This is a genomic window from Pseudomonas sp. 1912-s, from assembly GCF_029269205.1.
GTDB lineage: Bacteria > Pseudomonadota > Gammaproteobacteria > Pseudomonadales > Pseudomonadaceae > Aquipseudomonas.
Genome location: NZ_JARIXR010000003.1, coordinates 1 through 26,048 on the forward strand (window position 1 = coordinate 1; position 26,048 = coordinate 26,048).

At 62.1% G+C, this 26,048-nt stretch carries 28 protein-coding genes and 2 pseudogenes; 13 read left to right on the forward strand and 17 right to left on the reverse strand.

Going from position 1 to position 26,048, the window contains the following annotated elements:
- A pseudogene (locus P3C29_RS04690) lies at positions 1-110 on the reverse strand (hypothetical protein); the annotation flags it as partial.
- On the opposite strand from P3C29_RS04690, the pseudogene P3C29_RS04695 reads away from it, so the two are divergent.
- Positions 107-463 (forward strand): annotated as a pseudogene (locus P3C29_RS04695) (transposase); the annotation flags it as partial. The pseudogenes P3C29_RS04690 and P3C29_RS04695 sit on opposite strands and share 4 nt — an antisense overlap.
- Positions 464-515: 52 nt before the next feature.
- On the opposite strand, the gene P3C29_RS04700 reads toward P3C29_RS04695, so the two are convergent.
- The 3 genes from P3C29_RS04700 to P3C29_RS04710 all read right to left on the reverse strand — a co-directional run bounded on the left by P3C29_RS04700 (position 516) and on the right by P3C29_RS04710 (position 3,787).
- Positions 516-1,148: a LysE family transporter gene (locus P3C29_RS04700; protein WP_003208844.1), complete on the reverse strand. Its 633-nt coding sequence runs from the start codon at positions 1,146-1,148 to the stop codon at positions 516-518.
- A gap of 165 nt (positions 1,149-1,313) precedes the next feature.
- Positions 1,314-1,877 (reverse strand): mechanosensitive ion channel family protein, encoded by a 564-nt coding sequence (locus P3C29_RS04705; RefSeq protein ID WP_010167981.1) that lies wholly within the window; start codon positions 1,875-1,877, stop codon positions 1,314-1,316.
- The gene (locus P3C29_RS04710) at positions 1,877-3,787 is read right to left on the reverse strand and encodes an ATP-binding cassette domain-containing protein (RefSeq protein WP_003208841.1); all 1,911 of its coding nucleotides are present in this window, start codon (positions 3,785-3,787) and stop codon (positions 1,877-1,879) included. The genes P3C29_RS04705 and P3C29_RS04710 overlap by 1 nt, the downstream gene beginning before the upstream one ends.
- 50 nt (positions 3,788-3,837) lie before the next feature.
- Here P3C29_RS04710 and P3C29_RS04715 point away from each other — a divergent pair, with 50 nt between their 5' ends.
- Positions 3,838-4,299 carry a TIGR02444 family protein gene (locus P3C29_RS04715; RefSeq protein WP_275963995.1) on the forward strand — a complete coding sequence of 154 codons (462 nt, stop codon included), beginning with the start codon at positions 3,838-3,840 and terminating at the stop codon, positions 4,297-4,299.
- On the opposite strand, the gene P3C29_RS04720 is transcribed toward P3C29_RS04715, so the two are convergent.
- A complete protein-coding gene (locus tag P3C29_RS04720; protein WP_275963996.1) occupies positions 4,296-5,567 on the reverse strand; it encodes an AlgP family protein in 1,272 nt (423 codons plus the stop codon). The genes P3C29_RS04715 and P3C29_RS04720 overlap by 4 nt on opposite strands.
- A gap of 192 nt (positions 5,568-5,759) precedes the next feature.
- Here P3C29_RS04720 and P3C29_RS04725 point away from each other — a divergent pair, with 192 nt between their 5' ends.
- Positions 5,760-6,425 (forward strand): FKBP-type peptidyl-prolyl cis-trans isomerase, encoded by a 666-nt coding sequence (locus tag P3C29_RS04725; RefSeq protein ID WP_010167988.1) that lies wholly within the window; start codon positions 5,760-5,762, stop codon positions 6,423-6,425.
- Positions 6,426-6,478: 53 nt separating this feature from the next.
- Here P3C29_RS04725 and P3C29_RS04730 read toward each other — a convergent pair whose 3' ends face one another.
- From P3C29_RS04730 to P3C29_RS04760, 7 genes are all read right to left on the reverse strand, one after another.
- Positions 6,479-6,937, reverse strand: coding sequence for an Rsd/AlgQ family anti-sigma factor (locus P3C29_RS04730; RefSeq protein ID WP_008439329.1), 459 nt, complete (start codon positions 6,935-6,937; stop codon positions 6,479-6,481).
- Between the two features lie 206 nt (positions 6,938-7,143).
- Positions 7,144-7,665, reverse strand: a complete 522-nt coding sequence (locus P3C29_RS04735) for a disulfide bond formation protein B (RefSeq protein ID WP_275963997.1) — start codon at positions 7,663-7,665, stop codon at positions 7,144-7,146.
- Between the two features lie 237 nt (positions 7,666-7,902).
- The gene (locus P3C29_RS04740; RefSeq protein ID WP_201125676.1) at positions 7,903-9,144 is read right to left on the reverse strand and encodes a heme biosynthesis protein HemY; all 1,242 of its coding nucleotides are present in this window, start codon (positions 9,142-9,144) and stop codon (positions 7,903-7,905) included.
- Positions 9,145-9,149: 5 nt separating this feature from the next.
- Positions 9,150-10,265 carry a uroporphyrinogen-III C-methyltransferase gene (locus P3C29_RS04745; protein ID WP_275963998.1) on the reverse strand — a complete coding sequence of 372 codons (1,116 nt, stop codon included), beginning with the start codon at positions 10,263-10,265 and terminating at the stop codon, positions 9,150-9,152.
- A gap of 18 nt (positions 10,266-10,283) precedes the next feature.
- Positions 10,284-11,051: a uroporphyrinogen-III synthase gene (locus P3C29_RS04750; protein WP_275963999.1), complete on the reverse strand. Its 768-nt coding sequence runs from the start codon at positions 11,049-11,051 to the stop codon at positions 10,284-10,286.
- Complete coding sequence (gene hemC / locus P3C29_RS04755; protein ID WP_275964000.1) at positions 11,048-11,989, reverse strand: hydroxymethylbilane synthase; 942 nt, start codon at positions 11,987-11,989, stop codon at positions 11,048-11,050. Before hemC ends, P3C29_RS04750 begins: the two co-directional genes overlap by 4 nt.
- 138 nt (positions 11,990-12,127) lie before the next feature.
- A complete protein-coding gene (locus P3C29_RS04760; RefSeq protein ID WP_010168003.1) occupies positions 12,128-12,874 on the reverse strand; it encodes a LytTR family DNA-binding domain-containing protein in 747 nt (248 codons plus the stop codon).
- A gap of 564 nt (positions 12,875-13,438) precedes the next feature.
- On the opposite strand from P3C29_RS04760, the gene argH reads away from it, so the two are divergent.
- A complete protein-coding gene (gene argH / locus P3C29_RS04765; RefSeq protein WP_275964001.1) occupies positions 13,439-14,833 on the forward strand; it encodes an argininosuccinate lyase in 1,395 nt (464 codons plus the stop codon).
- Positions 14,834-14,978: 145 nt separating this feature from the next.
- Here argH and P3C29_RS04770 read toward each other — a convergent pair whose 3' ends face one another.
- On the reverse strand, positions 14,979-15,638 hold the full coding sequence (locus P3C29_RS04770) for a glutathione S-transferase (protein WP_275964002.1): 660 nt from the start codon (positions 15,636-15,638) through the stop codon (positions 14,979-14,981).
- Between the two features lie 125 nt (positions 15,639-15,763).
- Between P3C29_RS04770 and P3C29_RS04775 the strand changes: the two genes are divergently transcribed.
- From P3C29_RS04775 to P3C29_RS04785, 3 genes are all read left to right on the forward strand, one after another.
- A complete protein-coding gene (locus P3C29_RS04775) occupies positions 15,764-16,048 on the forward strand; it encodes a hypothetical protein (protein ID WP_003208814.1) in 285 nt (94 codons plus the stop codon).
- Between the two features lie 148 nt (positions 16,049-16,196).
- Positions 16,197-16,445, forward strand: coding sequence for a TIGR02647 family protein (locus P3C29_RS04780; protein ID WP_003208812.1), 249 nt, complete (start codon positions 16,197-16,199; stop codon positions 16,443-16,445).
- A gap of 168 nt (positions 16,446-16,613) precedes the next feature.
- Positions 16,614-19,454: a class I adenylate cyclase gene (locus P3C29_RS04785; protein WP_275964003.1), complete on the forward strand. Its 2,841-nt coding sequence runs from the start codon at positions 16,614-16,616 to the stop codon at positions 19,452-19,454.
- An 11-nt stretch (positions 19,455-19,465) separates the two neighbouring features.
- Here P3C29_RS04785 and rnk read toward each other — a convergent pair whose 3' ends face one another.
- The 3 genes from rnk to cyaY form a co-directional block, all read right to left on the reverse strand.
- The gene (rnk, locus tag P3C29_RS04790; protein ID WP_010168013.1) at positions 19,466-19,876 is read right to left on the reverse strand and encodes a nucleoside diphosphate kinase regulator; all 411 of its coding nucleotides are present in this window, start codon (positions 19,874-19,876) and stop codon (positions 19,466-19,468) included.
- A gap of 131 nt (positions 19,877-20,007) precedes the next feature.
- Positions 20,008-20,226, reverse strand: a complete 219-nt coding sequence (locus tag P3C29_RS04795) for a DUF1289 domain-containing protein (RefSeq protein WP_010168015.1) — start codon at positions 20,224-20,226, stop codon at positions 20,008-20,010.
- 2 nt (positions 20,227-20,228) lie between these two features.
- Entirely contained in the window at positions 20,229-20,561 is a 333-nt protein-coding gene (cyaY, locus tag P3C29_RS04800) for an iron donor protein CyaY (protein WP_010168017.1), read from the reverse strand.
- Positions 20,562-20,800: 239 nt separating this feature from the next.
- On the opposite strand from cyaY, the gene P3C29_RS04805 reads away from it, so the two are divergent.
- From P3C29_RS04805 to P3C29_RS04830, 6 genes are read left to right on the forward strand one after another with little or no spacing between them, the layout of a single operon-like run.
- Positions 20,801-20,962, forward strand: coding sequence for a lipoprotein (locus tag P3C29_RS04805; RefSeq protein WP_003208801.1), 162 nt, complete (start codon positions 20,801-20,803; stop codon positions 20,960-20,962).
- 9 nt (positions 20,963-20,971) lie between these two features.
- Positions 20,972-22,219: a diaminopimelate decarboxylase gene (gene lysA, locus P3C29_RS04810; protein ID WP_201125680.1), complete on the forward strand. Its 1,248-nt coding sequence runs from the start codon at positions 20,972-20,974 to the stop codon at positions 22,217-22,219.
- A 4-nt stretch (positions 22,220-22,223) separates the two neighbouring features.
- Positions 22,224-23,054 carry a diaminopimelate epimerase gene (gene dapF / locus P3C29_RS04815; RefSeq protein WP_177043743.1) on the forward strand — a complete coding sequence of 277 codons (831 nt, stop codon included), beginning with the start codon at positions 22,224-22,226 and terminating at the stop codon, positions 23,052-23,054.
- 13 nt (positions 23,055-23,067) lie between these two features.
- Positions 23,068-23,784 (forward strand): DUF484 family protein, encoded by a 717-nt coding sequence (locus tag P3C29_RS04820; RefSeq protein WP_010168025.1) that lies wholly within the window; start codon positions 23,068-23,070, stop codon positions 23,782-23,784.
- Between the two features lie 2 nt (positions 23,785-23,786).
- Positions 23,787-24,686 carry a tyrosine recombinase XerC gene (xerC, locus tag P3C29_RS04825; RefSeq protein ID WP_010168027.1) on the forward strand — a complete coding sequence of 300 codons (900 nt, stop codon included), beginning with the start codon at positions 23,787-23,789 and terminating at the stop codon, positions 24,684-24,686.
- Complete coding sequence (locus tag P3C29_RS04830; RefSeq protein ID WP_275964004.1) at positions 24,683-25,381, forward strand: HAD-IA family hydrolase; 699 nt, start codon at positions 24,683-24,685, stop codon at positions 25,379-25,381. The genes xerC and P3C29_RS04830 overlap by 4 nt, the downstream gene beginning before the upstream one ends.
- A 244-nt stretch (positions 25,382-25,625) precedes the next feature.
- On the opposite strand, the gene sutA is transcribed toward P3C29_RS04830, so the two are convergent.
- The gene (gene sutA / locus P3C29_RS04835; RefSeq protein WP_275964005.1) at positions 25,626-25,949 is read right to left on the reverse strand and encodes a transcriptional regulator SutA; all 324 of its coding nucleotides are present in this window, start codon (positions 25,947-25,949) and stop codon (positions 25,626-25,628) included.
- Between the last annotated feature and the right edge of the window lie 99 nt (positions 25,950-26,048).

Consider the following 26,048-nt stretch of genomic DNA (forward strand, 5'->3'; position numbering starts at 1 on the left):
TGAATGAAGATCGCCACGAGCACGTTGGCCCCTGTGACTTCGCGCTTGCCGGAGCTCTGTACGTGGAAAACGGCACGCTGCAGTACCCGCTGGAAGCCCAGGGTTAGTTGAAGGTATCGGCTTTTTGACTGGAGCCCGTTTGGTTACCAGCTTCCAACGCGGTGATTTTAGAAACGCGGACGCGTTTATCGCTTTCTTGGGTATGGATTTACGCGTTTCTAAGTCAGGACAGAAAGATAATCGTCGCAGCTTGAGCAAGCGTGGCGACTCAGAAGCGCGTCGTCTTTTGCACAACGCAGCAATGGCGGCCAGCCGAACGGCTGCATGGAAGGAGTTTTATCAAGCACAACGGGCGCGGGGTTATAGCACCACTCAGGTACTGGTAATGCTGGCCCGTAAGCTTGCTCGAGTGGTATTTGCATTGCTGAAAGGACAAAGCGAATACCAACCAAAGGTTGGTTGAGGGTTGCCCCTCAACCATAGAATCTCCCACATGTTTGATCCGGTTTGGTCAGTTACGCCGTTGCGCGATGCAAGCTGGCCAGGAACCCCGCCGCGCCCACGAACAACCCGGCAAACGTGCGGTTCATGCGTTTCTGCTGCTTCGGTGTGCGCAACAGGCGCAACACTTTCGAGGCCAGCCCGGTGTAGCCGGCCATCACGATCATGTCCACGCAGATCATTGTCGCGCCCAGGATCAGGTATTGATTCAGCAGCGGCGCCTGCGGGTTCACGAACTGCGGCAACACCGCCAGCATGAACACCAGCGCCTTGGGGTTGCTGGCGTTGACCAGGAACCCACGGAACATCATCGCCATCGGCTTGCCGATCGGGCGAATCGCCGCGTCATCGCTAAGGTCGGTGGGCAGCGCGCGCCATTGCTTGATGGCGAGATACACCAGGTAAGCCACGCCGAACCATTTGATCGCATAGAACGCCGTGGAGGATGCCGCGAGAATCGCGCCGAGGCCGCCGGCCACCACGGCGATTTGCATCGCCAGGCCCAGTTGCAGGCCCAGGGCATTCCAGTACCCGCGCAGGAAACCGTATTGCAGGCCGCTGGACATCGACGCAATGGCGCCAGCGCCAGGAGAGAGACTGATGATCCAACTGGCCAGGAAAAAGGCCAGCCACGTGTCGAGTGCCATTACCCACCTCAGAGCTTAGTTTGTTGAATGTTTCTAAACTAACGCTGCCGGCCGAGAAATGGCTACAAAAATTTTGGGGTTGCGCCTTTGTGGCGAGGGAGCTTGCTCCCGCTGGGCTGCGCAGCGGCCCCAAAAAAAGCCGGGAGCAAGCTCCCTCGCCACAGGTTAAGGCAGCACGTCACTGCCGCGCCAACGGCGCACCGAGCGCTGGAAGAACAGGCTATTGGGCACTTGCACCATGACGCTGCCCGTGCCGGCCTCTTCGACTTCGATCAGCGTGGTGTAGAGCAGGTTGATCGCGACCACCCGGCCTTTGACGCCGGGCTTGTCGACCGTGTCCACCAACTCGACCACATCACCGAGGCGAAACGGCCCAACGGTGAAGATCAGGATGGCGCACAGCAGGTTGGACAACACCGACCACATGGCGAAGAACGCCACCGCCGCCACCGCCACAAACCCTGACAACGCCGTCCACAACACCGTGGCGGACACGCCCAGGCGCTCCAGCACAAAGATCAGTGCACTGCCCATGATCAGCCAGCGCAGGCCGCCGCGCAGGGGCATCAGCAACTGCGGCGGGAACGGATAACGTTCCCCCAGCCGGTTCAGGCACTTGGCGACGAAACGCTGGGCGAAATAGCCGGCCAGCAGGATCAGCAGAATTTGCACGGCCACCCAGATCGGCGCGACCCATTGTGCCGGCAGCGGCAGTTGCAGCGCTTCCATCAGGACAGCGCCTCCAGCTCCGCCTGCAAGGACTCCAGCAGTTCGAGGGCTTCCATCCAGGTCTCCTCCAACTGCGCTTCACGCACCTTGAGCTTGGCCTGTTCGGCCAGCAAATCGCGCAATTCATCCTTGCGGGCCGGCTCGTACACGGCGCTGTCACCAAGGCTGGTTTCGATCTTCGCCAGCTTCTCGTGGATCTTGCCCAACTCGGCTTCCAGCTTGTCGGCTTCGCGCTTGTGCGGGGCCAGTTGCTGGCGCAATGCAGCGGCAGCCTGGCGCTGGGCCTTCTTGTCGGTCTTGTCCGGGTTGACCGGCGTATTGCTGACCGGCGCGTTGCGCAAGCGGTAGTCCGACAGCCAACGGGCGTAGTCTTCCAGGTCGCCGTCGAATTCCTCGACCTTGCCGTCAGCCACCAGCAGGAAGTTATCGGTCGTGCTCTTGAGCAGGTGCCGATCGTGAGACACCACCAACACCGCGCCGCTGAACTCTTGCAGGGCCATGGTCAGCGCGAGGCGCATTTCCAGGTCCAGGTGGTTGGTCGGTTCATCGAGCAGCAACAGGTTTGGCCGGTCCCAGGCGATCAACGCCAGGGCCAGACGGGCCTTTTCGCCACCGGAGAAATTCAGCACCGGCTCGTCGATGCGCGCACCACGGAAGTCGAAACCGCCGAGGAAGTCCCGCAGGGTCTGTTCGCGTTCGGTCGGCGCCAGGCGTTGCAGGTGCAGCAGCGGGCTGGCCTTGGCGTCGAGGGAGTCCAGCTGATGCTGGGCGAAGTAGCCCACCACCAGGTTCTCACCGCGCACCAGGCGACCGGCCAGGGGCTGCAATTCGCCCGAGAGGTTTTTGATCAGGGTCGACTTGCCCGCACCGTTGGGGCCGAGCAGGCCGATCCGCGCGCCGGGGGTGAGCTGCAACTTGACCTTTTCAAGGATGGTCTTGTCGCCATAACCCAGGCGGGCGTCGGACAGGTCCAACAATGGGCTGGAAATTTTCACCGACTCGCGGAACACAAAGTCGAACGGTGAATCGACGTGGGCCGCCGACAGTTCTTCCATGCGCTCCAGGGCCTTGATGCGGCTCTGGGCCTGACGGGCCTTGGTGGCCTGGGCCTTGAACCGGGCGATGTAGCTTTCCATGTGCGCGCGTTGCGCCTGCTGCTTCTCGTAGGCCTGCTGTTGCTGGGCCAGGCGTTCGGCACGGGCGCGCTCGAAGGCGCTGTAGCCGCCGCGGTACAGGGTGATTTTCTTCTGGTCGACGTGGGCAATGTTGTCCACCACGGCGTCGAGGAAATCCCGGTCGTGGGAAATCAGCAGCAAGGTGCCCGGGTAACTTTTCAGGAAGTCTTCCAGCCACAGGATCGCATCGAGGTCCAGGTGGTTGGTCGGCTCATCGAGCAGCAACAGGTCCGACGGGCACATCAGCGCCTGGGCCAGGTTCAGGCGCATGCGCCAGCCGCCGGAGAAGTCGGCGACGGGGCGATCCATCTGTTCGTTGGTAAAGCCCAGGCCGGCAAGCATCTTGCGGGCGCGGGCGTCGGCGGTGTAGCCGTCGGCGCTGTCCAGTTCCGAGTGCAGGCGGGCCTGTGCGGCGCCGTCCTGGGCTTTCTCGGCCTCGGCGAGGTCGTGTTGCACCTGGCGCAGGCGCAGGTCGCCATCGAGCACGTAGTCGATCGCAATGCGGTCGAGGGTGTCGATCTCCTGGCGCATATGGGCGATGCGCCAGTCGGCGGGCAGCAGACAATCCCCGGAGTCGGGCGTCAGCTCACCCAGCAGCAAGGCGAACAACGTGGATTTGCCGGCGCCGTTGGCACCGATCAGGCCGGCTTTGTGACCGGCGTGCAGGGTCAGCTCGGCGTCTTCAAGAAGACGTTGCGGGCCACGCTGTAATGTTAGGCTTTGAAGTCGGATCATAATGGCGGCGGAGTCTACCAGCTTCGTTGGCCGCTGGCTTGGGTGTGAATATGTGCGCTGACCTGTGGAGCTTTGCCCTCTCGACTTACGCCCGCCCGGGCGTCGAGGACGCGTGCCTGCGCTTGCAGGCGCAAGGGGCTGATGTGTGCCTGGTGTTGTGCGGGCTATGGCTGGAGCAACGTGCTGTGGCGCCGCAGCCGTCGCGTTTGCAGGCACTGCGGCAAATAGCCGGGCCGTGGCAGGCCGAGGTGGTTGAACCGCTGCGGCAGGTACGCACGCAATGGCGGGCCATGGCGCAGCACGACGCTGAGCTGGGAGCGTTGCGGGAACAGGTCAAGGCTTTGGAACTGGAAGCAGAGCGGCTGCTCTTATCGCGCCTGGAAGACGTGGCGCAGGGTTGGCCGAGGGCCGAGGGGGGAGCTCAAGCGTGGCTTGAAGGACTGGCGGCCGAAGCCGCCAACCTTGACCACGACGCGCTGCATCAGCTGCGCGCCGCAGTCACCGGCACTTAGGAAGCGCTGGTTGGGGTGACGCTTGGCGCTGCCGGTGCAGGCGTGCTGCTGGCCGAAGCGGTTGGCGCTGCGGTGCTGGCAGCAGGTGCGGCCGGGGTCGCAGGCTTTGCAGCTGGCGTCGCTGGCTTGGCCGGTGCAGGCTTGGCGGCTGCTGGTTTTGCGGCTGGCTTGACCGCTGGTTTTGCAGCAGCTGGCTTGACGGCCGGCTTGGCAGCAGCAGGCTTAGCAGCTGGTTTTGCGGCGGCAGGTTTAGCCGCTGGCTTGGCAGCTGGTTTCGCAGCAGCGGTTTTAGCCGCTGGCTTGGCGGCTGGTTTTGCAGCAGCAGGTTTAGCAGCCGGCTTGGCAGCTGGTTTCGCAGCAGCAGGTTTAGCTGCTGGCTTGGCAGCTGGTTTCGCAGCAGCAGTTTTAGCCGCTGGCTTGGCAGCTGGTTTCGCAGCAGCCGTTTTAGCCGCTGGCTTGGCAGCTGGTTTCGCAGCAGCAGTTTTAGCCGCTGGCTTGGCTGCCGGTTTCGCAGCAGCAGTTTTAGCGGCTGGCTTGGCAGCCGGTTTCGCGGCAGCAGTTTTAGCCGCTGGCTTGGCCGCCGGTTTCGCAGCAGCAGTTTTAGCAGCTGGCTTGGCTGCCGGTTTGGCAGCAGCAGTTTTAGCGGCTGGCTTCGCAGCCGGTTTCGCGGCAGCAGTTTTAGCAGCTGGCTTGGCCGCCGGTTTTGCAGCAGCAGTTTTAGCGGCTGGCTTGGCAGCAGCCGTTTTGGCAGCCGGTTTAGCCGGTGCTTTTACCGCAGGCTTGGTCGCAGCTTTTGCAGGTGCCTTGGCGGCGACTGCCTTGCTGGCTGGCTTTTTCGCCGCGCTGGCTGCAACGGCTTTAGCCGGAGCACGGGTGCTCAGTACTTTGCCGACAGCTTCCTTCACACGACCAACGCCCTGAGCCAGTTTCAGGCTCTCGGAAGCATCACGCTTGAGTTGGGAAATGTAGGTGCGGGTTTCGGATTGACGATCCTTGAGGGCGTCGAGCAAGTCCTCAAGTTCTTTGACGGCGTCCTTGGCTTTGGCTTGTGCCTTGGCTTTGCCAGCGGTCGCTGCGCCTTGCAGTTTGGTACGGGATTTGTGCAGTTTTTCCTGAGCTTTGCCGCGTTGCTTTTCCAGCTTGGCGAGCAATTTCTCAGCATCAGCCAAGGCTTGTGAACAAGCGCTTTCCAAATGTTCGAGCAGGCTGCCCGAAAGTTGTTGGAGCAAATGCAACGGGGTATTTACAGGCTTCTGTTTGGCCGACATGGTTTACCTCCTGGCTGACGTGGGTGCGGCTCATACTAGCCCTCTGCTCTTACCGCCGCTAGGGCATGTTGACAGTATCGATTGGCTTGCGTTGCACCGCACGAAAATTCTTATCGATATAACGAAAAACCACGCCACTTTTTAAGCATTCACACTGGCATAATCCATCGCACTTTCGGCTGGAGAACGCCCATGTCGCGTTACCTTTTTTTAGTGTTGAGCGTGGCGCTTTCAGTGGCCAACGCGAGCGAGAAATCCCCGTCCAAAGATGACCACGACCTGGCCTACAGCCTGGGCGCGAGCCTGGGTGAACGCCTGCGCCAGGAGATGCCGGGCCTGCAAATGGAGGCGTTGATCGACGGCCTCAAACAGGCCTACCAAGGCAAGCCGCTGGCCCTGGACGACACACGCATCGAACAGATTCTTGCCCAGCACGAAGCGCAAAACGCACCAGACAATCGCGCCCCCCAAAGTGAAAAGGCACTCGCGGCCGAGCAACAATTTTTAGCCAGCGAGAAATCCAAAAGTGGTGTGCGCGAATTGGCAGACGGCATCCTGCTGACCGAACTGGCCCCTGGCACCGGGAAAAAGCCGGCGGCCGATGATCGCGTGCAAGTGAATTATGTGGGGCGGTTACCCGACGGGACCGTCTTCGACAAGAGCACACAGCCGCAGTGGTTTCGTCTGGACAGTGTGATCAGCGGCTGGCGCAGCGCGTTGCAACAGATGCCGGTGGGCGCGAAATGGCGCCTGGTGATTCCATCCAGCCAAGCCTATGGCGCTGACGGCGCTGGCGAGTTGATCCCGCCTTATACGCCGCTGGTATTCGAGATCGAATTGCTCGGCGCGGGTGCCTGAACCCCAACGAAAAACGGTGCGCAATGCGCACCGTTTTTTTGTGTTGCGGCGAGTCAGGCCTTGGCCGTCAACTCTTCCTTGTGAGCGTTGTGCAGCACTTCGATCAGGCAATCTTCCAGCTCGAAACGCTCATGAAGCAAACCGCCCAACTCTTTGAATTTTTCTGCAACACACTTGCCGGCATCACACAGGTCATTGAAGGCCAGCAGCTTCTCGGTAATGACGTCGATGCGCGGGTAAATCGTCTCGGCCAGGTCCAGGCCACGTTGATCGTCGAAGGCCTCGGCCTCTTTGGTCAACTGCTCGTAGACACCGAAGTGCCCCGCAGAGACGTAGTCCACCAGTACGCCGCAGAATTCCTGCAATGGCTTGCGGTTCTCGCTTAGCGCTTCGGGCTTGGCACCGAGAGCATCAAAGGCCCGAACCAGTTCGTGACGCGCTTTCAACCAACCATCGATCAGTTTGTGCACCCCACCCCAGCGTTCCTGAGCATTCTGACAACTTTCCAGCATGATGATCTCTCTTCCCTATAGGGGCGCCGCCCGCTGCCCGCGCAACACTTCAAGGTTAAAGCGGCCACCGGGCAAAGGTGCATCGAACAGTCTGTTTCAATAACGCGTGCGGGCCAGATTATGCCCGCACGACTATGGCATCAAGGTACGCAGGAGAGAAAGTTCATACAAGTGTTTAATCCCTTCCTACAACCAGCGGGCACCTGTCAGTGCCGAGCAAGGCCAAAACGCTGGCTCAGCAGCAACCGTGAGAACTGCGCCACGCCAAGGATCAACATGGCGACGAAGAACAACAGGCTCCACTCGGGAATACTCAAGTCGAACAGCGTCCAGTTGATTTCCACGCAGTCGACGGTGCCCTTGAAGATCAGCGCTAGCGTCTCCCGAAGCGACAGGTTCTCGATCATGTATTCGAGGCCGGGCCAACAGGCAGGCAACTGCTCCGGCGGCGTATTCTGCAGCAGCACCTGCCGTACAGCGGTGATAGCCCCCAATACGGCGCAGCCCATGCTCGCCAGCCAATACAGGTAGATCCCGGACCGCCTGGGACCGTGAATCGCCGCCACCAGATTGATCAGCGTGAAGGCAGCCACAAGAATGCGTTGCACCTGGCACAGGAAACAAGGACGCAGAAGCGCGGCGTATTCCAGGTAAAAGGACGCGCCCAGCGTCAGCGCACCGGCCAAAAAAGCCAGGAGGAACAGGGAGCGTGAGGGGGCCAAAGACATTGTTTATCCGCAACGCAAGAGATAGGTAGTTACGGTAGAGGAAAGGCCTTACCCCTTTCAATACGCGCCGGAGCAGACGATTCCGCGAGAGCGTAGGGATATCCCGTCAGAAGTGGAGCGATTAAACACTCGTCTGCGTAGGAGTTTACTACAAGCCGTATTGACTACAGCTATTCGGCGATATTGAAGGGTTGGCAGCAGGACAGTTCTGAGCCAACCCTTACGCTCATTCCTACGTCAAACCCGCGCCGGCACCGGCAGCGGTGCCGCCAGCAAACGCTTGTCCAGCAAGCCCAGGCCTTCCTGGAACAACTGGTTGCTGCGCTCGGTGTCGCCCAACTGCGCCAGCAAGCGTGCCAGTTCAGCGCAGGCTTCGGGGTTGCGTTGTACCTGCAAGCTGCTTTCCAGATAGTCCCGCGCCTTACCCCACAAGCTGTTTTGCAGGCACAGGCGGCCAAGGGTCAGCAGCAGGCTGGCATCGCCCGGATGGTCCTTGAGCCAGCCTTCGGCAAACTTCAACTGCTTCGCCGGGTCGCTGCCACGCAGCAATCCGTAGAGCCTGATCAGGTGGCTGTCGTACTCGCGCTTGAGCGCACCACGCAGCACTTCTTCGGCCTTGGCGTCCGCGCTCAATTGACGCAGTTGTTCGGCGTAAGCCAGCACCAGTTGCGGCTCCTGGCGCTGGGCCGAAGTCAGTTGCTGCCACGCCCGTTCAAGGGATTGCTGGCCAGCCTCACCCTGCTCTTCGCGCTGGGCCGCCAACGACAGGTTCTCGCCCCAGGCGCGACGCTCGAGGTCGGCCAACTCGGCCGGTGGCAGCACCTTGTCCTTGCGCAGTTCCGGCAGCAGCCGAATCACCGAAGACCAGTCACCGCGCTGTTGATACAGGCGCTGCAACTGGCGCAGTACCTGGACGTTATGCGGGTGACGCTCATGCATGGCTTGCAAGGTGACCAGCGCACCCTCGGTGTCGCCACGGTCCACCTGCAACTGCGCATGACTCAACGCCACCGCCAGTTCGGCCTGGGGCTGGCGCTCAAGCGCGCGCTCCAGCAGGCCGTCTGCCTCTTCATAACGCCCCTGTTCGTTGGCCGCGCGGGCAGCGCCGAGGTAATACAGCAAGGGCTGGCGTTCGGCTTCGGCGGCACGGTGCAAGTGACGCTCGGCACTCGCCCAGCGCCCTTCGGCGAGGTCCATCTGGCCTTGCTCGATGGCGACCTGGACCCGACGGCTGCGATTGCGCCGCGACCACGGGTTGACCACACCACCCGAGGTCAGCACCAGGCCCAACAGCGCCCTGACCAGGTAGATCGCCAGGCCGATGGCAAACAACGCCACCAGCGTCGACCACAGCCCGGACTCGTAATGCAGCACATGGGGATAGGTAATCAGCACGTAGCCGGTGTGTTTCGAAATGCCCACAGCCAGCGCCAGGGCGATCGCAATCGCCAGCACCAGGATCACGTAGAAACGCTTCATCGGCCTTACTCCTGGGTCGCCGGCTTGCCAGCGGAAGCCTTGGCTTCTTCGGCAGACAGGTGGCGACGGTCAAGGTAAGCCTGCACGGCAGCCAGGCTCGCGGCCAGGTCTGGCGTCACCACCGAGACGGCCTTGGGCTCGAGCTCGGCAATACGCGCCAGCATGGCTTTGCTTTGCGGGTTGTCTTGATTGAAGTTGTCCTGCAACACGCTGCGGGCCTCGCCCAGGGATCGGCTATACACCGCCGGCTCGCCATTAAGCGCTGCCCACTGGGCCTGCTCCAGCGCCAGGCTCAGTGCCAGGCGGACCTGGTTCAGGCCCTGCCCCGCCAAGAGCGGGCGAATGTTGTCATCGGGGTTGAAGTCGATGCGGAAATACCGCGAGATCTGCTCCCACCACTGGCTCCAGCGGTTGTCCGTATCGGTGGTCGGACGGCCCTCATTGGCGGCTTCCGGGAGCTGGTATTCCGGAGCGATGGCCGCCAGTTGCACGACCTGGTCGCGCAAGGCGGCCAGTTGCAGGTACAGCCCGGTGCGGTCCGGCTGTTCGATATTGCGCAGGGCGGCGAGGCTCTTGGCCAACTGCTCACGCGCGGCATAGGAGCCCGGGTCGCTCTGCTCGCGGAGGATTTCGTCAGCGCCCTGGACCAGCGCCTGAGCGCTGTTGATGTCCTGCAAGGCGGAAAGCCGCAGGCTGGCCAGGCGAATCAGGTGCTCGGCTTCGGCCAGGCGCCAGTCCTGGCGGCTGGCCCCCAACACGGTTTCCAGGCGCTGGCTCAAGCGCTGTTGATCACCCTGCAATTGCGCCACCAACCGACGGCGCTCTTCCAGTTCATCAGCGCCTGGCAGTTGCCCCAAGCGTGCCGACAGCTGCTGCTGGCTTTGCTTGAGGCTCTGGGATTGATCGTCCAGGGTTTGCACTTGGCCCAGCTGTTGCTGGCTGCTCGCCTGCAGTGCGCGGACCTGCCAGATCCCCCACCCACCGGCGGCAACGCCAGCAGCACCGAGCAACAAGGCCACGATAGCCAGGCCGTTGCCACGGCGCGGGGCGGTGACCGGGGTCTCAACAGGCGCTTCAAGCGCGGGCTGAGCTTCATCTTTAGGCAAGGCTGTTTCGCTCACGTATCCATCCTTTGCGTATTAGAGAGTGGGAACGGAATGACTCCGTAACGCCACTAACAAAGCCGCGGCACTGGCGCCACGACAATCCACAACTTCTTGCGCGCCAGCGGCACGCGCCATCTCGGCGACTCGCGGGCTGGGCACGAACAACGGCAGCCGGGCCACCAGGGGCCAATCTGCGCCGGCCAGGGCTTGCAGGTGTAAAAAACCCTGCCCACTGCTGACCACCACGCCGTTCAAGCGTTCCACGTTTATGCACTGGGTCAGGGTTGCACTGTCGTAATCCGGCAGGAAACGGCGATACAACTCCAGATAGTCGACACTAGCACCTTGCTCGCGTAAACGCTCAGCCAGCAGCTCTCTGCCGCCCTCGCCCCGCAGGATCAGCACCCGCGCCCCGGGCCGTGCGACAGCCTCGCGCAAGGCGGCCAGCTCAAGCAAGGCCTCACTGTCATCGCCCTGCTCGGGATAGCTGACATCGAGGCCGTGGTCGGCCAGCACCTGCGCCGTAGCAGCGCCGACGGTAAACCACGGCAACGCGGGTGGTTGTGGCCAGTGTTGAGCCAACAACTGCAAGCCCAGACGCGCCGCCGGCTTGCTCACCACGATCACTGCGCTATAGCGGTCCAGCGCGCGAAAAGCCGCCTGCTGTTCAGCCGTGACAGGCAGCGCCTCAATCTCCAGCAACGGCAGGCTGCTGCTGAAAATACCTTCCTCGGATAACGTCGCCGCCAGGGCTGCCGACTCCTCGGCAGGCCGCGTCAGCAGCACACGCCATTGCGTCACTGCGGACCGGCCTCGCCGTACACCGCTTGCAGAATGGCACCGGCGCCTTTTTCGAGCAGTTCTTCGGCGACTTTGATGCCAAGGCTGGTCGCCTCGCTTTGCGGCCCACGAATTTCGGCAGTGAGCAGCAACCCGCCACTCGGGTCGCCCACCAGGCCGCGCAGCCAGAGGTTCTCGCCCTCAAGCACGGCGTAGCAGGCGATGGGCACCTGGCAACCACCGTTGAGGTGCTTGTTCAGGGCCCGTTCGGCGGTGACGCGAATTTCGGTGTCGTGGTGGTCCAGAGGCTTGAGCAGCGCATGAATTTCGCTGTCGGCGGTGCGGCATTCGATACCCACGGCGCCCTGCCCGCCAGCCGGCAAGCTGTCTTCGACGCTGATGGCCGAGGTGATGCGCTCTTCAAAGCCCAGGCGAATCAGGCCGGCCGCCGCGAGGATGATCGCGTCATATTCACCGGCGTCCAGCTTGGCCAGGCGCGTATTGACGTTGCCCCGCAGGAAGCGGATTTGCAGGTCCGGACGACGGGTCAGCAACTGTGCCTGGCGACGCAGGCTGGAGGTGCCGACGATGCTGCCCAGCGGCAGTTCGTCCAGAGAGGCGTAGGTGTTGGAAACGAAGGCATCGCGCGGGTCTTCACGCTCGCAGATGCAAAACAGGCCCAGGCCTTCAGGGAAGTCCATGGGCACGTCTTTCATCGAATGCACGGCGATGTCGGCTTCGTGCTCCAGCAGCGCGGTTTCCAGTTCCTTGACGAACAGGCCCTTGCCGCCGATTTTCGACAGTGGCGAATCAAGCAGCTTGTCGCCGCGACTGACCATGGGCACCAGGGACACCTTGAGGCCGGGATGGGCTTGCTCAAGGCGTGCTTTGACGTACTCGGCCTGCCATAAGGCCAGGGCGCTTTTACGGGTGGCGATGCGGATTTCGCGAGAGGACATGGATCAATCCGTACTGAATAGATACGGCAGATAATAACAGCTCAGGCTAATGCGCTTTGATTTGAATCAGCAAGTGCGGGGCCTCCCTGGCCGCGTCGCACCGGGATATGGGGGGTGAAGCTCGCGTCAGCCCTCGGGCTAAAGCTGCTGCATCATCTTGCGCACACCGGCGACATGGCGCCGGCTGACGATCAAGGCGTCACCATTGAGGCCTTTCAGGAACAGCTGAAAATGCCCAAGCGGCGTGCGCTGCAGGCGCTCGATACGCTCGCGGGCCACCAGCGCGTTGCGGTGGATGCGCACAAAGCGGTCGCCAAATTCATCTTCCAGGGCTTTGAGCGGCTCATCGAGCAGCACTTCACCGGCCTCGTGACGCAAGGTCACGTACTTGTGATCGGCGATGAAATAGACCACCTGGTCCAGGGGAATCAGCTCGATGCCCTTGCGGGTACGGGCGCTGATATGGCTGCGCGGCCCGTTGCCGCTTTGCGCTGCGGGCTGGGTCAGGGCGGCGAGCTGGACACGATTGGGGCGTTCGGCCTTCTTCAAGGCGCGAAGCAATGCATCGGCATTGATCGGCTTGACCAGGAAGCTGACACCGCTGGCGTCCAGAGTCTCGGCAGAGAACTCATCCTGGGAAGCGCACAACACCACCGAAGGCGGCGATTCTCGCTCGCTCAGGCGGGCAGCCACCTGCAAGCCATCAAGGCCCGGCATGCGAATGTCGAGCAAAACGACATCTGGCTTGAGGCTGTCAATAAGGGCCAAGGCTTCCTCGCCACTGGTGGCGTTCGGCTCAAGGACACTGTAACCCTCGAGTTCACTGACCAAACGGCTCAGTCGCTCGCGGGCTTGGGGTTCGTCATCAACGATCAGGACATTCATATTGCGCTGGATTCCTGCGTGAGTCTCGCACAAGGATAGCGTAGACAGGTGCGGTGACTTCCGTCACGGCGATCCACGCTAAGACTAGCGCGAGCGGCAAAAAGTGCCCCGAGAGTGGCACCAATATTTACCCGGACCTGTTCAATCGCGCCCAAAGCCTGCTGCCTTCGGGCATCGTCGTAGGGTTTGCTGATACACAATACGAACACCCCCTCTCTAATGGATAGCCTGGAGTTCGACCTCATCGCCTGGCATTGGTGCAGTGCACCTTCTGTCAGCGCGACGCTCTATCAGTGCAACTGTAGACGCTCGCGAAGACGATATTGCTCAATCGTCAAATATCGTTTCAATAAACACGCTTTGTCAGGCCCAGGACCGCACGTTTTAAACCCCCGTTCGGTCCTGGCTCCAGTCTCGTCCTGCGCGAGGCCGGCGGCAAGGCACTTAGCCATCTTGGAAACAAATAAAAATGCCGCGCCCCGGCATCATCGCCTCCGGGGGCAACCCTGTTATTATCGGCGCCACACTTTCATGCCCTCTTTCCAGCAGATCACGAGCGAATCCATGAGCACCGACAAGACCAACCAGTCCTGGGGCGGCCGCTTCAGTGAACCCGTCGACGCCTTCGTCGCGCGCTTCACCGCCTCCGTCACCTTCGACCAGCGCCTCTACCGCCACGACATCATGGGCTCGATCGCCCACGCCACGATGCTCGCCAAGGTCGGCGTGCTGACCGACGCCGAGCGCGACAGCATCATCGACGGCCTGACCACCATCCGTGGCGAGATCGAAGCCGGCACCTTCGACTGGCGCGTCGACCTGGAAGACGTGCACATGAACATCGAGGCCCGCCTCACGGACCGCATCGGTGTGACCGGCAAGAAACTGCACACCGGTCGCAGCCGTAACGACCAGGTGGCCACCGATATCCGGCTGTGGCTGCGGGACGAGATCGACCTGATCCTGGCGGAAATCACCCGCCTGCAAAAAGGCCTGCTGGAACAGGCAGAGCGTGAATCCGGCACCATCATGCCCGGCTTCACCCACCTGCAAACCGCGCAGCCCGTGACCTTCGGCCACCACCTGCTGGCCTGGTTCGAAATGCTCAGCCGTGACTACGAGCGCCTGGTGGACTGCCGCAAGCGCGCCAACCGCATGCCTCTGGGCAGCGCTGCACTGGCCGGCACCACTTACCCGATCGACCGCGAATACACTGCGCAACTGCTGGGCTTCGACGCCGTGGGCGGCAACTCCCTGGACGGTGTGTCGGACCGTGACTTCGCCATCGAATTCTGCGCCGCGGCCAGCATCGCGATGATGCACCTGTCGCGTTTCTCCGAAGAACTGGTGCTGTGGACCAGCGCGCAATTCCAGTTCATCGACCTGCCGGACCGCTTCTGCACCGGCAGCTCGATCATGCCGCAAAAGAAAAACCCCGACGTGCCGGAACTGGTACGCGGCAAAAGCGGCCGTGTCTTCGGCGCGCTGATGGGCCTGCTGACCCTGATGAAAGGCCAGCCGCTGGCCTACAACAAGGACAACCAGGAAGACAAGGAACCGCTGTTCGACGCCGCCGACACCCTGCGCGACTCGTTGCGGGCCTTTGCCGACATGATCCCGGCTCTCAAGCCCAAGCATGCCATCATGCGTGAAGCGGCCCTGCGCGGTTTCTCCACCGCCACCGACCTGGCGGACTACCTGGTACGCCGTGGCCTGCCGTTCCGCGACTGCCACGAAATCGTTGGGCATGCCGTGAAATACGGTGTGGACAGCGGCAAGGACCTGGCGGAAATGAGCCTGGAAGAACTGCGCAAGTTCAGCGACCAGATCGAACAGGACGTGTTTGCTGTGCTGACTCTGGAAGGGTCGGTGAATGCCCGTAACCATGTCGGCGGGACTGCACCGGCGCAGGTGAAGGCGGCCGTTGCTCGCGGCCAGGCATTGCTCGCCAGCCGCTAACCCAAAGGTCAGTACCCCGGCAAATAAGGGCGAACACTGAACCTGTGGCGAGGGAGCTTGCTCCCGTTGGATTGCGCAACAGTCCCATTTTTGGGGCCGCTTCGCTGCCCAACGGGAGCAAGCTCCCTCGCCACAAAAGCAGTCTTTATTTCTTGGCGGCAATCATCGCCATAAACGCCGGCATCGCCGCTTCCTTGTCCGCCGCCACCCGCTGGGCATTCGGCAGCGCATGCAAGCGCGCCAACAAGTCCTTGGCCTTCGGCAACTCAGCCAGCAAGTCCAGCCCGAACAGCTTCCCGGCCACGGCGCAGGCCAGGTCGACGCTGTACACAAAATACAAATCCGCAATCGTGAAGCTGTCCCCCGCCACATACGGCGCGAACTTGCCGTGTCGCCCCAACGATGCGACCCCCAGCAATAACTCCGTCCTGGACTTTTCCTTGATCGCCTCCGGCACCGGCATCCCGAAAAACGCCTCGGCGAAGCACGCCCGGGCTGGCAGCTCGATGTACAACTCAATTTCCCTGCACAACGCCAGCACCTGAGCGCGCTGGAACGCATCGCTCGGCAGCAGCGAACGGCCGCCCTGGGTCTGTTCGAGGTATTCGAGGATCACGCTGGTTTCGTTGATGAACCCTTGCTCGACACCCAGCACCGGCACCTTGCCCCGCGGGCTCACAGCCAGCGCTTCAGGGGTCTGGCCTGCATAGAACGGCACCTCTTCGAAGGGCAGCCCTTTCTCCAGCAGTGCCAGTTTGACCATGTTGTAGTAGTTACTGACCGAAAATCCATAAAGCTTGAGCATCACAAAGCCTCCAGGCCGTGTACGGGGTTGGCAGCAGTGGTTATAGATCGGGATGCCGCGCCTGACCAGCAGCATCACCCGAGTGAATGGGGGTAGACTGGCGCCCTTTCCTCCAGGAGCCTGCCATGAGCGAGCCAACCGATATCGACAACGACGAAGAAGAGTTCGCCGAGACCACCTTGATTGAAGCGATCGAAAACCAGATCGAAAGCGATAACCCGCCTGCCGCCAAAGCCACGTTCAACAAGCTGACCCTGGTGGGCTACGAGCGCGAAGACATCCTGCAAATGATGGCCCACGTACTCGCCATCGAAATCGACGCCCTGCTCGAAGAAGACCGCGCTTTCAATACCGAATGGTATGAAACTGCCTTGCGTGCACTGCCCGAGCTGCCGCCCGAGAAGCAATAAGCCCGACACCGCGCTGGCCAGCAAACTCTTGCTGGCCACAATCCTGCCCTACATCAACGCCGCATGAGTTCCGACTGGACAGGCCGCCAAAGTGCGTTCACCTTATGGCTGCTAACGTCTAAAAATTCCTAGAAAGTCTGGAGTCCTTATGTCGTATACCCCTGAGTTGGTTGCCGAACTGGAAATCCTTGCACTCTTCAACCTGGGCAGCTCCCAGGAAGGTCTGAAAGTTCATCAGACTGCCGCTCCCACTGCCATTGCCGCTGCCCGGCGCCTGTTTGATAAAGACCTGATCGACCAGCCAGACGGTGGTTACCTCACCAGCCTCGGCCGGGATGCTGCCGAACACGCACAAAGCCTGCTGACTATTCTGACGACCGCTAAAGAAGCCGCCTGACACCTCGTATCGCCCACGGGATCCTCTTTTCACGGATTCCGCGGGCAGTCCCGTGCCCGGGATAAAATTCCGGCGTCAAAAACAAAATCCCTCTAAACCTCCTACGCTACTGGCTGTAAACTCCCCAACGGCCGCCCACGTCGGGCCCTGCGAGCCACCGAGTTCGACATGACCCGCACCCACGAAATCCGCCCCGACCTGGACGAAGGCATCGACCGCAAGGTGCTGGCCCAGTTACGCGCGCGATTTCTGGCCCTGAACGAAGGCCGCATGGCCCGGGCCGTTGAAGGGCTGACGCCGCGCCAGCAAAGCGTATTGACGCTGCTGCCACTGTTTTTTCACGTCAATCATCCGCTGCTGCCGGGCTATGTGTCGGGTAGTACGCCAGCTGGCCTGTCGAATTTTGAACCCGATGCGCAAGCCCTGGCCGAGGCCCAGCGCCTGACTCGCACGTTTTCCTACAAGCCTCGGCACGGCAACCCGCCGCGCCCGATTCACGGCCTGTTCCTGATGGGCAGCCTGGGTACGCTGGCCCAGGCCGATCAAAGTGACATGGACGTGTGGGTCTGCCACGCCGCCGACCTCAGCGAAAACGAGCTGGCCGAGCTGCGCAAAAAATGCCAATTGCTGGAAACCTGGGCCCTGAGCATGGGCGCCGAGGCGCACTTCTTCCTGATCGAGCCGACGCGGTTCATGCAGGGCGAGCGTGACACTCAACTGAGCTCCGAAGACTGCGGCACCAGCCAGCATTACCTGTTGCTGGACGAGTTCTACCGCACCGCCATCTGGCTGGCCGGGCGCACGCCGATCTGGTGGCTGGTGCCGGTGTATGAAGAAACCCGCTACACCGAGTTCACCCATGCGCTGATCTCCAAGCGCTTCATCCGCGCCGATGAAACCCTCGACCTGGGCCACCTCGCCCACATCCCGCCCGGTGAATTTATCGGCGCCGGCCTGTGGCAATTGTTCAAAGGCATCGAATCGCCCTACAAGTCGGTACTCAAACTCCTGCTGACCGAGGTCTACGCCAGCGAGCACCCGAAGGTGCAATGCCTGAGCCTGCGCTTCAAGCGTGCCGTGTTTGCCAACCAGATGGACCTGGACGAGCTGGACCCGTACATCGTGGTCTACCGCCGGATCGAGGAATACCTCAAGGCCCGCAACGAGCCGGAACGCCTGGAACTGGTGCGCCGCGCCCTGTACCTGAAGGTCAACCGCAAGCTCACGGCGGGCCAACGCACCGACCGCTGGCAGCGTTTGCTGCTGGAACGGCTGGCCAATGAGTGGGGCTGGGACCAGCGCCAACTGGCTCTGCTGGACAGCCGCAGCCAATGGAAAGTCCGCCAGGTGGCCTCCGAGCGCCGGGCGCTGGTCAACGAACTGAACTACAGCTACCGCTTCCTGACTCAGTTTGCGCGCACCGAACAGACCGTCAGCCTGATCAACAAGCGCGACCTCAATGTGCTCGGCCGACGGCTCTATGCCGCGTTCGAGCGCAAGGCCGGCAAGGTCGAGTTCATCAACCCCGGCATTGCCCCGGACCTGGCCGAAGACACCCTGACCCTGGTGCAGTCGCCCAACCGCAAAGAGCCCGGCCAGCACCATTGGGGCCTGTACAACGGCAGCCTCACCGCGCTGGAATGGGAGCACTTTGCGCCGATCAAGCGCAGCCGCGACCTGCTGGAGATGCTCACCTGGTGCCACCGCAACGGCGTGATCGACAGCAGCACCCGCCTGGCTCTGCACCCCGGCACCAGCGACATGACCGAGTTCGAGCTGTTCAACCTGCTGGGCAGCCTGCAACAGACAGTCGTCCTGCCCCTGGCCAGCGTCGATGAAGATCGCCTGCTGCGCTCAGCGGTGCCCGAGGAGGTGCTGCTGCTGATCAACGTCGGCGTCGACCCGCTCAAGCACCACCGCGACCTGAACATCCTGATGACCACCGAGCGCACCGACTCCCTGAGTTACGCGGGCGTGCGGGAGAACCTGGTGCTGACCCTGGACCAGGTCACCGTCAACAGCTGGAACGAGGTGATGGTCAGCCGCTACGACGGCCCCCACGCGCTGCTCGACTGCCTGCGGGATTACCTCAATCAATTGCCGGTCGACCACTTGCCGCGGTTGCGGGTGCGCTGCTTCTGCCACAACCGCGCGCAATTCATTGCCCAGCGCGTGGAAGAAATCTTCGACACCGCGCAAAACCTGCTGTTGGGCCAGGAGAACCACCGCTATCTGGTACAGGTGCAACAGCACTACCACGTGATGGAGCTGACGCCCGGCCAAGCCAACCACGTGTCGTTGGCGACCCAGGACGCGCTGATCGCCTACCTCAGCGAAGAACAGGTCAGCTACAGCCCGCTGCACCTGGACAGCATGGCCCTGGAAGACCATGACCTGGCGCTGCTGCTGCCCATGGGCCTGCCCGATTGCGTGCAGGTGTTCTACCGGATCAACGACGGGGTTGCCGAGCTGTACGTGCTGGATGAGTTCAACGCGCTCTGGCAACAGCGCCTGCCGTTTCACGACGAGCAAAGCCTGTTGGTGCCTTTGCAGCGTTTCCTGCAATCGATCATTTATCGCCGCGACGCGCTGCTGCCGCTGGACCCGCACCAGCCGCTCGGCGCGGTGCAAATCCTGTATTACCAGCTATTGCCGTCCGGCAGCGGCCGCGCACGCCGGGCCGAACCGCGCCCTGCGCCGCAAACCCCGGCCAACAAGCCGTTCTACGACGTGCAGGCGATTATCGGCAAGGCAGCACCGGGCCAGGTGGGCATCACCTTGTACTGCAATCAACGGGAGTTTTCCGAGCTGGAATTTGGCGACCAACTGTTTGCGGTGGTCGCCCAGGAAATCGTCGGGCAGCGCCAGGAGGCCGAGCGCTACCGCTGCTACATCACCGATCTGGACCTGTCCGGCCTGCTCGGTGATGTTCAAAGCCCGAGCAATCTGTACCTGCGCTACAAGGCTGATCTGGAACTGGCGCTCAATGAGGCGCTGAACCAGGTTTAAAGCGGCCCGGCTTAAAGAGAAAACGCGCCGCCGTCTTTTGGCTGACCTTCCACACTGAGCAATTCAAGCTTGAGGGTCTTGCCACCTGGTGCGGGCCAGTCGATGTGCTGACCGACTTGCAGGCCCAGCAACGCGCTGCCCACCGGCGCCAGGATCGAGATTTTGCCTTCGTCGGCGTTCGCGTCCTTGGGGTAGACCAAGGTCAGGTGGTAGTCCTTGCCGCTGCCTTGCTCACGGCAATGCACGCTGGAGTTCATGGTCACGACAGTTGCAGGCACTTCATCGTGGCCAACCACTTCTTCGGCGCGATCGAGTTCGTGTTGCAGGGCTTCAACGCCCGGCGACGCCTCGCCTACACGGTCGATCAGTTGCTCAAGACGCTGCACGTCAAGACGGGTGAGGATGATGGAAGGTGCGGTCATGATTCAGGCAGACTCCTTTTTTCTGCACAAAAAAGCAAAACCCCGCCAGGAAAAGGCGGGGTTCTCACGGACCTCGATGAGTTGAGGTGTACCCGGACACTACCACAGCACAATAAATAAACAAGACGGCCTCAGGCGCAGGCCTTGCGCTGCTCGGCCTGGGCGACGATCACGCGGCGCCGCGCATCATCGGCAGAGCGCCATTCACGGATGTCTTCCACGTGGCGGAAGCAACCGAGGCAGACTTTGTGCTCATCCAGCCGACATAAACTGATACAAGGTGACGGCACCGCAGGGCTGACATTGCTGAACAGCGGCTTGGGCGGGCGTACGGGTGCGGGCTGCGTCACGATCAGATCTCGTCGAAGTCCAGCTCGACGCCGGCTTGTTCCTGGGTGAGGCGCGCGAGCATTTCGCTCAGCAGCTCATCGGTGGTGTCGTGGGTCCAGCGATTTTCTTCTTCATCGTAATCGAAGTGAAAACCACCGGAACGCGCCGCCAGCCAGAGCTGACGCAGAGGCTCCTGGCGGCTGAAAATCAGCTGGGTGCCATTTTCAAACTTGACGGTCAGCACACCGGCCGAGTTCTCCAGGTCCACATCCAGACCGCTGTCGTCGAAAATATCCTCCAGCGCTTGCTGGGTCGAATCCACCAGGTCGTGAAAACGGGCTTCGGTCAAACTCATTGTGGGAACCTCGAAAAGTGTCTGGTCTCGCTCAAGCGCCGCACAATACGGACGCACCATCATGATTGCAAAGGATACCGATTTCATTACCCGAAGCCGTGTGAATTATCCTCGATTGATGTAAGCGCAATCGCGACACACTCGGCAAAGCCCCGCCGGACGGGTATTGCGGCGCATAGGCAATCTGGTGGGTCGTCGGTATACTCGGGCGCAATTAATGCATATTCAAGGATTTCGCCATGAAGCGCCTGATCTCTTCCCTTGCTGCGCTCGTCGCGGTCGCTTGCCTCGTTAGTGCCTGTGGTCAAAAAGGCCCGCTGTACCTGCCCGATGACAGCAAAGACCCGAATGAACAGGCGCAATCGTCGCAGACCAAAGCGCACAAGCACGACACTTACTAAGGGAACACCATGGACGCTTTTAACTACCGGGACGGCGAGCTGTTCGCGGAAGGTGTCGCGCTGTCCGCCATTGCCGAGCGCTTTGGTACCCCGACCTACGTGTATTCCCGTGCCCACATCGAAGCGCAGTACCGCTCCTTTGCGGATGCGCTGGAAGGCACGCCGAGCCTGGTGTGCTTCGCCGTAAAAGCCAACTCCAACCTGGGCGTGCTCAATGTCCTGGCGCGCCTTGGCGCCGGTTTCGACATTGTGTCCCGGGGCGAGCTGGAGCGTGTACTGGCCGCCGGCGGCAAGGCTGACAAGATCGTGTTCTCCGGCGTCGGCAAGAGCCGCGAAGACATGCGCCGCGCCCTGGAAGTGGGCGTGCACTGCTTCAACGTCGAATCCACCGACGAGCTGGAGCGCCTGCAAGTGGTGGCCGCCGAGATGGGCGTTCGCGCGCCGATCTCCCTGCGGGTCAACCCGGACGTGGACGCCGGCACTCACCCGTACATTTCCACCGGTCTCAAAGAGAACAAGTTCGGCATCGCCATTGCCGACGCCGAGGACGTGTACATCCGCGCCGCCCAGTTGCCGAACCTGGAAGTCTTGGGCGTCGACTGCCATATCGGCTCGCAACTCACCAGCCTGCCACCTTTCCTCGATGCCCTCGACCGCCTGCTGGCGCTGATCGACCGCCTCGGCGAGTGCGGCATCTACCTGCACCACATCGACCTCGGTGGCGGCGTGGGCGTGCGCTATCGCGATGAAGAGCCACCGCTGGTGAGCGACTACATCAAGGCCGTGCGCGAGCGTACCGAAGGCCGCGACCTGACGCTGATGTTCGAGCCGGGTCGCTACATCGTCGCCAACGCCGGCCTGTTGCTGACCCAGGTCGAGTACCTCAAGCACACCGAGCACAAGGATTTCGCCATCGTCGACGCGGCGATGAACGACCTGATCCGCCCGGCGCTGTACCAGGCCTGGATGGACGTGACGGCCGTCAAGCCACGTACTGGTGAAGGCCGCACGTACGACGTCGTCGGCCCGATCTGCGAGACCGGCGACTTCCTGGCCAAGGAGCGTCAGTTGGCCCTGGAAGAAGGCGACCTGCTGGCCGTGCACTCGGCCGGTGCCTACGGGTTTGTCATGAGTTCCAACTACAACACCCGCGGGCGTACCGCCGAGGTGCTGGTGGACGGTGATCAAGCGTTTGAAGTGCGTCGCCGCGAGACGGTAGCCGAGTTGTTTGCTGGCGAAAGCCTGCTGCCGGAGTAAGGCCATGCTGCTGCGTTTTACCAAGATGCACGGGCTGGGCAACGACTTCATGGTCCTCGACCTGGTCAGCCAGCACGCGCACATCCTGCCCAAGCACGCCAAGCTGTGGGGCGACCGTCACACCGGCGTCGGCTTCGACCAGTTGCTGCTGGTGGAAGCACCGAGCAACCCGGAAGTGGACTTCCGTTACCGGATCTTCAACTCCGACGGCTCCGAAGTGGAACAGTGCGGCAACGGTGCCCGCTGTTTCGCCCGCTTTGTGCTGGACAAGCGCCTGACCGCCAAGCGGCAGATTCGCGTCGAGACCAAAAGCGGCATCATCGAGCTGGATATTCGCAGCGACGGCCAGATCGGCGTCAACATGGGCGCCCCACGGCTGGTGCCGGCGGACATTCCGTTCCAGGCCACCGAGCAGGCGCTGAGCTACCCGGTGGACGTGGACGGCAAGACCGTCAACCTGGCCGCCGTGTCCATGGGCAACCCCCACGCCGTGCTGCGGGTGGATGACATCAACAGCGCACCGGTTCATGAACTGGGGCCGAAGATCGAAAACCACCCGCGCTTTCCGGCGCGGGTTAATGTGGGTTTCCTGCAGGTCATCGACCGTTCCCGTGCGCAGTTGCGCGTCTGGGAACGCGGTGCCGGTGAAACCCAGGCCTGCGGCACCGGTGCTTGCGCCGCTGCCGTAGCCGCGATCAGCCAGGGGTGGATGGATTCGCCGCTGCTGATCGACCTGCCCGGCGGACGTTTGTCCATCGAATGGGCAGGCCCCGGCCAACCGGTGAAAATGACCGGCCCGGCCACCCGCGTCTACGAAGGACAGGTCCGTCTATGAGTGAGCAAATCTAATGACTGATAAGCCTCAAGTACCCGCGAAAGCATCCCCAAGCGAAAGTCTGGAGGCCGCAGCCGTTGCGGCGTATCTGGAGGCTAATCCGGACTTCTTCGTCGAACACGAAGAACTGCTGCCGGCCCTGCGCATTCCCCACCAGCGCGGCGACACCGTGTCGCTGGTGGAGCGCCAGATGAAGATCCTGCGCGAGCGCAATATCGAAATGCGCCATCGGCTCTCGCAGCTGATGGACGTGGCCCGCGACAATGACCGCCTGTTCGACAAGACCCGCCGCCTGGTCCTGACCCTGATGGACGCCGCCAGCCTGGAAGAAGCGGTGATTGCCGTCGAAGACAGCCTGCGCCAGGACTTCCAGGTGCCCTTTGTCAGCCTGATCCTGTTCAGCGACAACCCGATGCCGGTGGGTCGCTGGGTCAGTGGCAGCGACGCCCAGACCGCCATTGGCGGGCTGCTGTCCGAAGGCAAGACCATCAGCGGCACCCTGCGTGAGCACGAGCTGGACTTCCTGTTTGGCGCCGAGCAGCGCCAGCAGATCGGCTCTACCGCCGTGGTCGCCCTCAGTCATCAAGGCTTGCATGGCGTGTTGGCCATCGCCAGCCGCGATCCACAGCACTACAAGAGCTCGGTGGGCACGCTGTTCCTGAGCTATATCGCCGAAGTGCTGGGCCGCGTCCTGCCACGCTTCACCACCGCCCTGCGCGCGGTGCGCTAGCCATGGAACGACAACTGGACGCCTACTGCGCTCACCTGCGCAGCGAGCGCCAGGTGTCGCCGCATACCCTGGAAGCCTACCGACGGGACTTGAACAAGGTCCTGGCGTTCTGCGAGAAACATCACATCAGCAGCTGGAAGGCCCTGGACATCCAGGGTTTGCGCAGCCTGATCGCCCGACTGCACCAGCAAGGCCAATCCTCCCGCAGCCTTGCGCGCCTGCTGTCGGCGGTGCGCGGCCTCTATCACTACCTGAACCGCGAAGGCCTGTGCGACCACGACCCGGCCAACGGCCTGGCGCCGCCCAAGGGCGAACGCCGCCTGCCCAAGACCCTCGACACGGATCGCGCCCTGCAATTGCTCGACGGCGCCGTGGAAGATGATTTCCTTGCCCATCGCGACCAGGCGATCCTCGAACTGTTCTATTCCTCGGGCCTGCGCCTGTCGGAGCTGACCGGGCTTAACCTCGATCAACTGGACCTGGCGGATGGCCTGGTGCAGGTGCTCGGCAAAGGCAGCAAGACCCGCGTGTTACCGGTGGGCAGAAAGGCCCGCGAAGCCCTGCTGCTGTGGCTGCCCCTGCGCGCCCTGGCCAACCCGGCGGATGACGCCGTGTTTATCAGCCAGCAAGGCCGCCGCCTCGGGCCACGGGCCATTCAGGTGCGGGTCAAGGCCGCCGGCGAGCGCGAACTGGGGCAAAACCTGCACCCGCACATGCTGCGACACTCTTTTGCCAGCCACTTGCTGGAGTCGTCCCAGGACCTGCGCGCGGTGCAGGAGTTGCTGGGCCACTCTGACATCAAGACCACTCAGATCTACACCCACCTGGACTTCCAGCATCTGGCAACGGTGTACGACAGCGCCCATCCACGGGCCAAACGCATTAAGGGCAGCGACTCATGAGCATCAAGCTGATCACCTTCGACCTGGACGACACGCTCTGGGATAACGTACCGGTCATCATCAGCGCCGAGGCGTCGATGCGCGAGTGGCTGGCGACCCATGCCACCAAGGTGGGCGACTTGCCCCTGGAGAAGTTCGCCAGCCTTCGCCAGCAGGTGCTGGAGCGGCATCCCGAACTCAAATACCGCATCAGCGTGTTGCGCCACAAGGTGCTGCAGCACGCCTTCGAGGAGGCCGGATACCCGTTGCCGGAAGCAGCGCAGATGGCGGATGTATGCTTTGAAGCGTTCATCCACGCGCGCCACCAGCTCACGGTGTTTCCCGAGGCCGAGCCGATGTTGCAAGCGTTGCGCCGCGACTATCTGCTGGGCGTGATCACCAACGGCAACGCCGATGTGCAGCGTGTGGGGCTGGCGGATTACTTCCACTTCGCCCTGCGGGCTGAAGACATCGGTATCGCCAAGCCGGATGCGCGATTGTTCCAGGAAGCGTTGCAGCGCGGTGGCGTAGAGCCGGGCGCGGCAGTGCACGTCGGGGATCATCCCGGGGATGACATTGCCGGTGCGCAGCAGGCGGGCCTGCGGGCGGTGTGGTTCAACCCGGCGGGCAAGGCCTGGGAGGCCGAAAAACGCCCGGATGCCGAGATTCGCAGCCTGACTGAATTGCCAGCTCTCCTCGCCCGCTGGAACGCATAACCTGATGATGAAGGGCTTTTGTGGCGAGGGAGCTTGCTCCCGTTGGGCTGCGAAGCGGCCCCTGAACCAGCCACGACGGCCTTTCTGAAAGACCGCGTCGACCCAACCAGGAGGCGCTTCGCGCCCCAACGGGAGCAAGCTCCCTCGCCACACACACTCTTCAGTATCAGCCCCAACGCTGTTGTTTCACCCATGAAAAAGCCCGCAGCGACGGCGGGCTTTTTCAGCAAGCTAACAGCAGGCCTTAGATAGGCCGGCTGCCGTACTTGTTATCCGGCTTCTTCGGTGGATCTGCCACCACGTTAGCCTCGACTTCCTGCACTTTGCCGCCTTTAGCGAGGAACTCTTCCATCGCACGGGCCAGCGCATCGCGCTCTTTGTTCTTGGCTTCTACGCTCGGCAGTTCGTCAACCGACACCGCAGCCTTGGCCTTGCCCTTGGCTGCCGGGACCGGTGCATCGTCGCCACCGTCGTCGTCAGCCACGTCTTCGGCAGCCGCCTCAAGACCTTCTTCGGTTTCGTCGTCGCCTACTTCGAGGTCGTCGTTTTCCAGATCATCGTCGCTCATGTTCTACCTCATGACTTGCGAAAAGCAGATTAGTTATAGCCCAGCTTCGCCACCTGTCGACGGCGGCCGGAAAAAAATCAACATCCACCGGTTAACCAG

Bases quoted from the DNA above. Each gene is read 5' to 3' on its own strand.
- P3C29_RS04775 (WP_003208814.1), top strand. From the start codon at position 15,764: ATGAGCGAGCCAACCGATATCGACAACGACGAAGAAGAGTTCGCCGAG.
- P3C29_RS04705 (WP_010167981.1), bottom strand. From the start codon at position 1,877: ATGGAAGCGCTGCAACTGCCGCTGCCGGCACAATGGGTCGCGCCGATC.
- P3C29_RS04740 (WP_201125676.1), bottom strand. From the start codon at position 9,144: ATGAAGCGTTTCTACGTGATCCTGGTGCTGGCGATTGCGATCGCCCTG.
- lysA (WP_201125680.1), top strand. From the start codon at position 20,972: ATGGACGCTTTTAACTACCGGGACGGCGAGCTGTTCGCGGAAGGTGTC.
- P3C29_RS04730 (WP_008439329.1), bottom strand. From the start codon at position 6,937: ATGCTGGAAAGTTGTCAGAATGCTCAGGAACGCTGGGGTGGGGTGCAC.
- P3C29_RS04770 (WP_275964002.1), bottom strand. From the start codon at position 15,638: ATGCTCAAGCTTTATGGATTTTCGGTCAGTAACTACTACAACATGGTC.
- P3C29_RS04710 (WP_003208841.1), bottom strand. From the start codon at position 3,787: ATGATCCGACTTCAAAGCCTAACATTACAGCGTGGCCCGCAACGTCTT.
- P3C29_RS04725 (WP_010167988.1), top strand. From the start codon at position 5,760: ATGTCGCGTTACCTTTTTTTAGTGTTGAGCGTGGCGCTTTCAGTGGCC.
- hemC (WP_275964000.1), bottom strand. From the start codon at position 11,989: ATGTCCTCTCGCGAAATCCGCATCGCCACCCGTAAAAGCGCCCTGGCC.
- P3C29_RS04760 (WP_010168003.1), bottom strand. From the start codon at position 12,874: ATGAATGTCCTGATCGTTGATGACGAACCCCAAGCCCGCGAGCGACTG.
- rnk (WP_010168013.1), bottom strand. From the start codon at position 19,876: ATGACCGCACCTTCCATCATCCTCACCCGTCTTGACGTGCAGCGTCTT.
- argH (WP_275964001.1), top strand. From the start codon at position 13,439: ATGAGCACCGACAAGACCAACCAGTCCTGGGGCGGCCGCTTCAGTGAA.
- xerC (WP_010168027.1), top strand. From the start codon at position 23,787: ATGGAACGACAACTGGACGCCTACTGCGCTCACCTGCGCAGCGAGCGC.
- sutA (WP_275964005.1), bottom strand. From the start codon at position 25,949: ATGAGCGACGATGATCTGGAAAACGACGACCTCGAAGTAGGCGACGAC.
- P3C29_RS04785 (WP_275964003.1), top strand. From the start codon at position 16,614: ATGACCCGCACCCACGAAATCCGCCCCGACCTGGACGAAGGCATCGAC.
- P3C29_RS04830 (WP_275964004.1), top strand. From the start codon at position 24,683: ATGAGCATCAAGCTGATCACCTTCGACCTGGACGACACGCTCTGGGAT.
- cyaY (WP_010168017.1), bottom strand. From the start codon at position 20,561: ATGAGTTTGACCGAAGCCCGTTTTCACGACCTGGTGGATTCGACCCAG.
- dapF (WP_177043743.1), top strand. From the start codon at position 22,224: ATGCTGCTGCGTTTTACCAAGATGCACGGGCTGGGCAACGACTTCATG.
- P3C29_RS04805 (WP_003208801.1), top strand. From the start codon at position 20,801: ATGAAGCGCCTGATCTCTTCCCTTGCTGCGCTCGTCGCGGTCGCTTGC.
- P3C29_RS04720 (WP_275963996.1), bottom strand. From the start codon at position 5,567: ATGTCGGCCAAACAGAAGCCTGTAAATACCCCGTTGCATTTGCTCCAA.
- P3C29_RS04715 (WP_275963995.1), top strand. From the start codon at position 3,838: ATGTGCGCTGACCTGTGGAGCTTTGCCCTCTCGACTTACGCCCGCCCG.
- P3C29_RS04820 (WP_010168025.1), top strand. From the start codon at position 23,068: ATGACTGATAAGCCTCAAGTACCCGCGAAAGCATCCCCAAGCGAAAGT.
- P3C29_RS04700 (WP_003208844.1), bottom strand. From the start codon at position 1,148: ATGGCACTCGACACGTGGCTGGCCTTTTTCCTGGCCAGTTGGATCATC.
- P3C29_RS04735 (WP_275963997.1), bottom strand. From the start codon at position 7,665: ATGTCTTTGGCCCCCTCACGCTCCCTGTTCCTCCTGGCTTTTTTGGCC.
- P3C29_RS04780 (WP_003208812.1), top strand. From the start codon at position 16,197: ATGTCGTATACCCCTGAGTTGGTTGCCGAACTGGAAATCCTTGCACTC.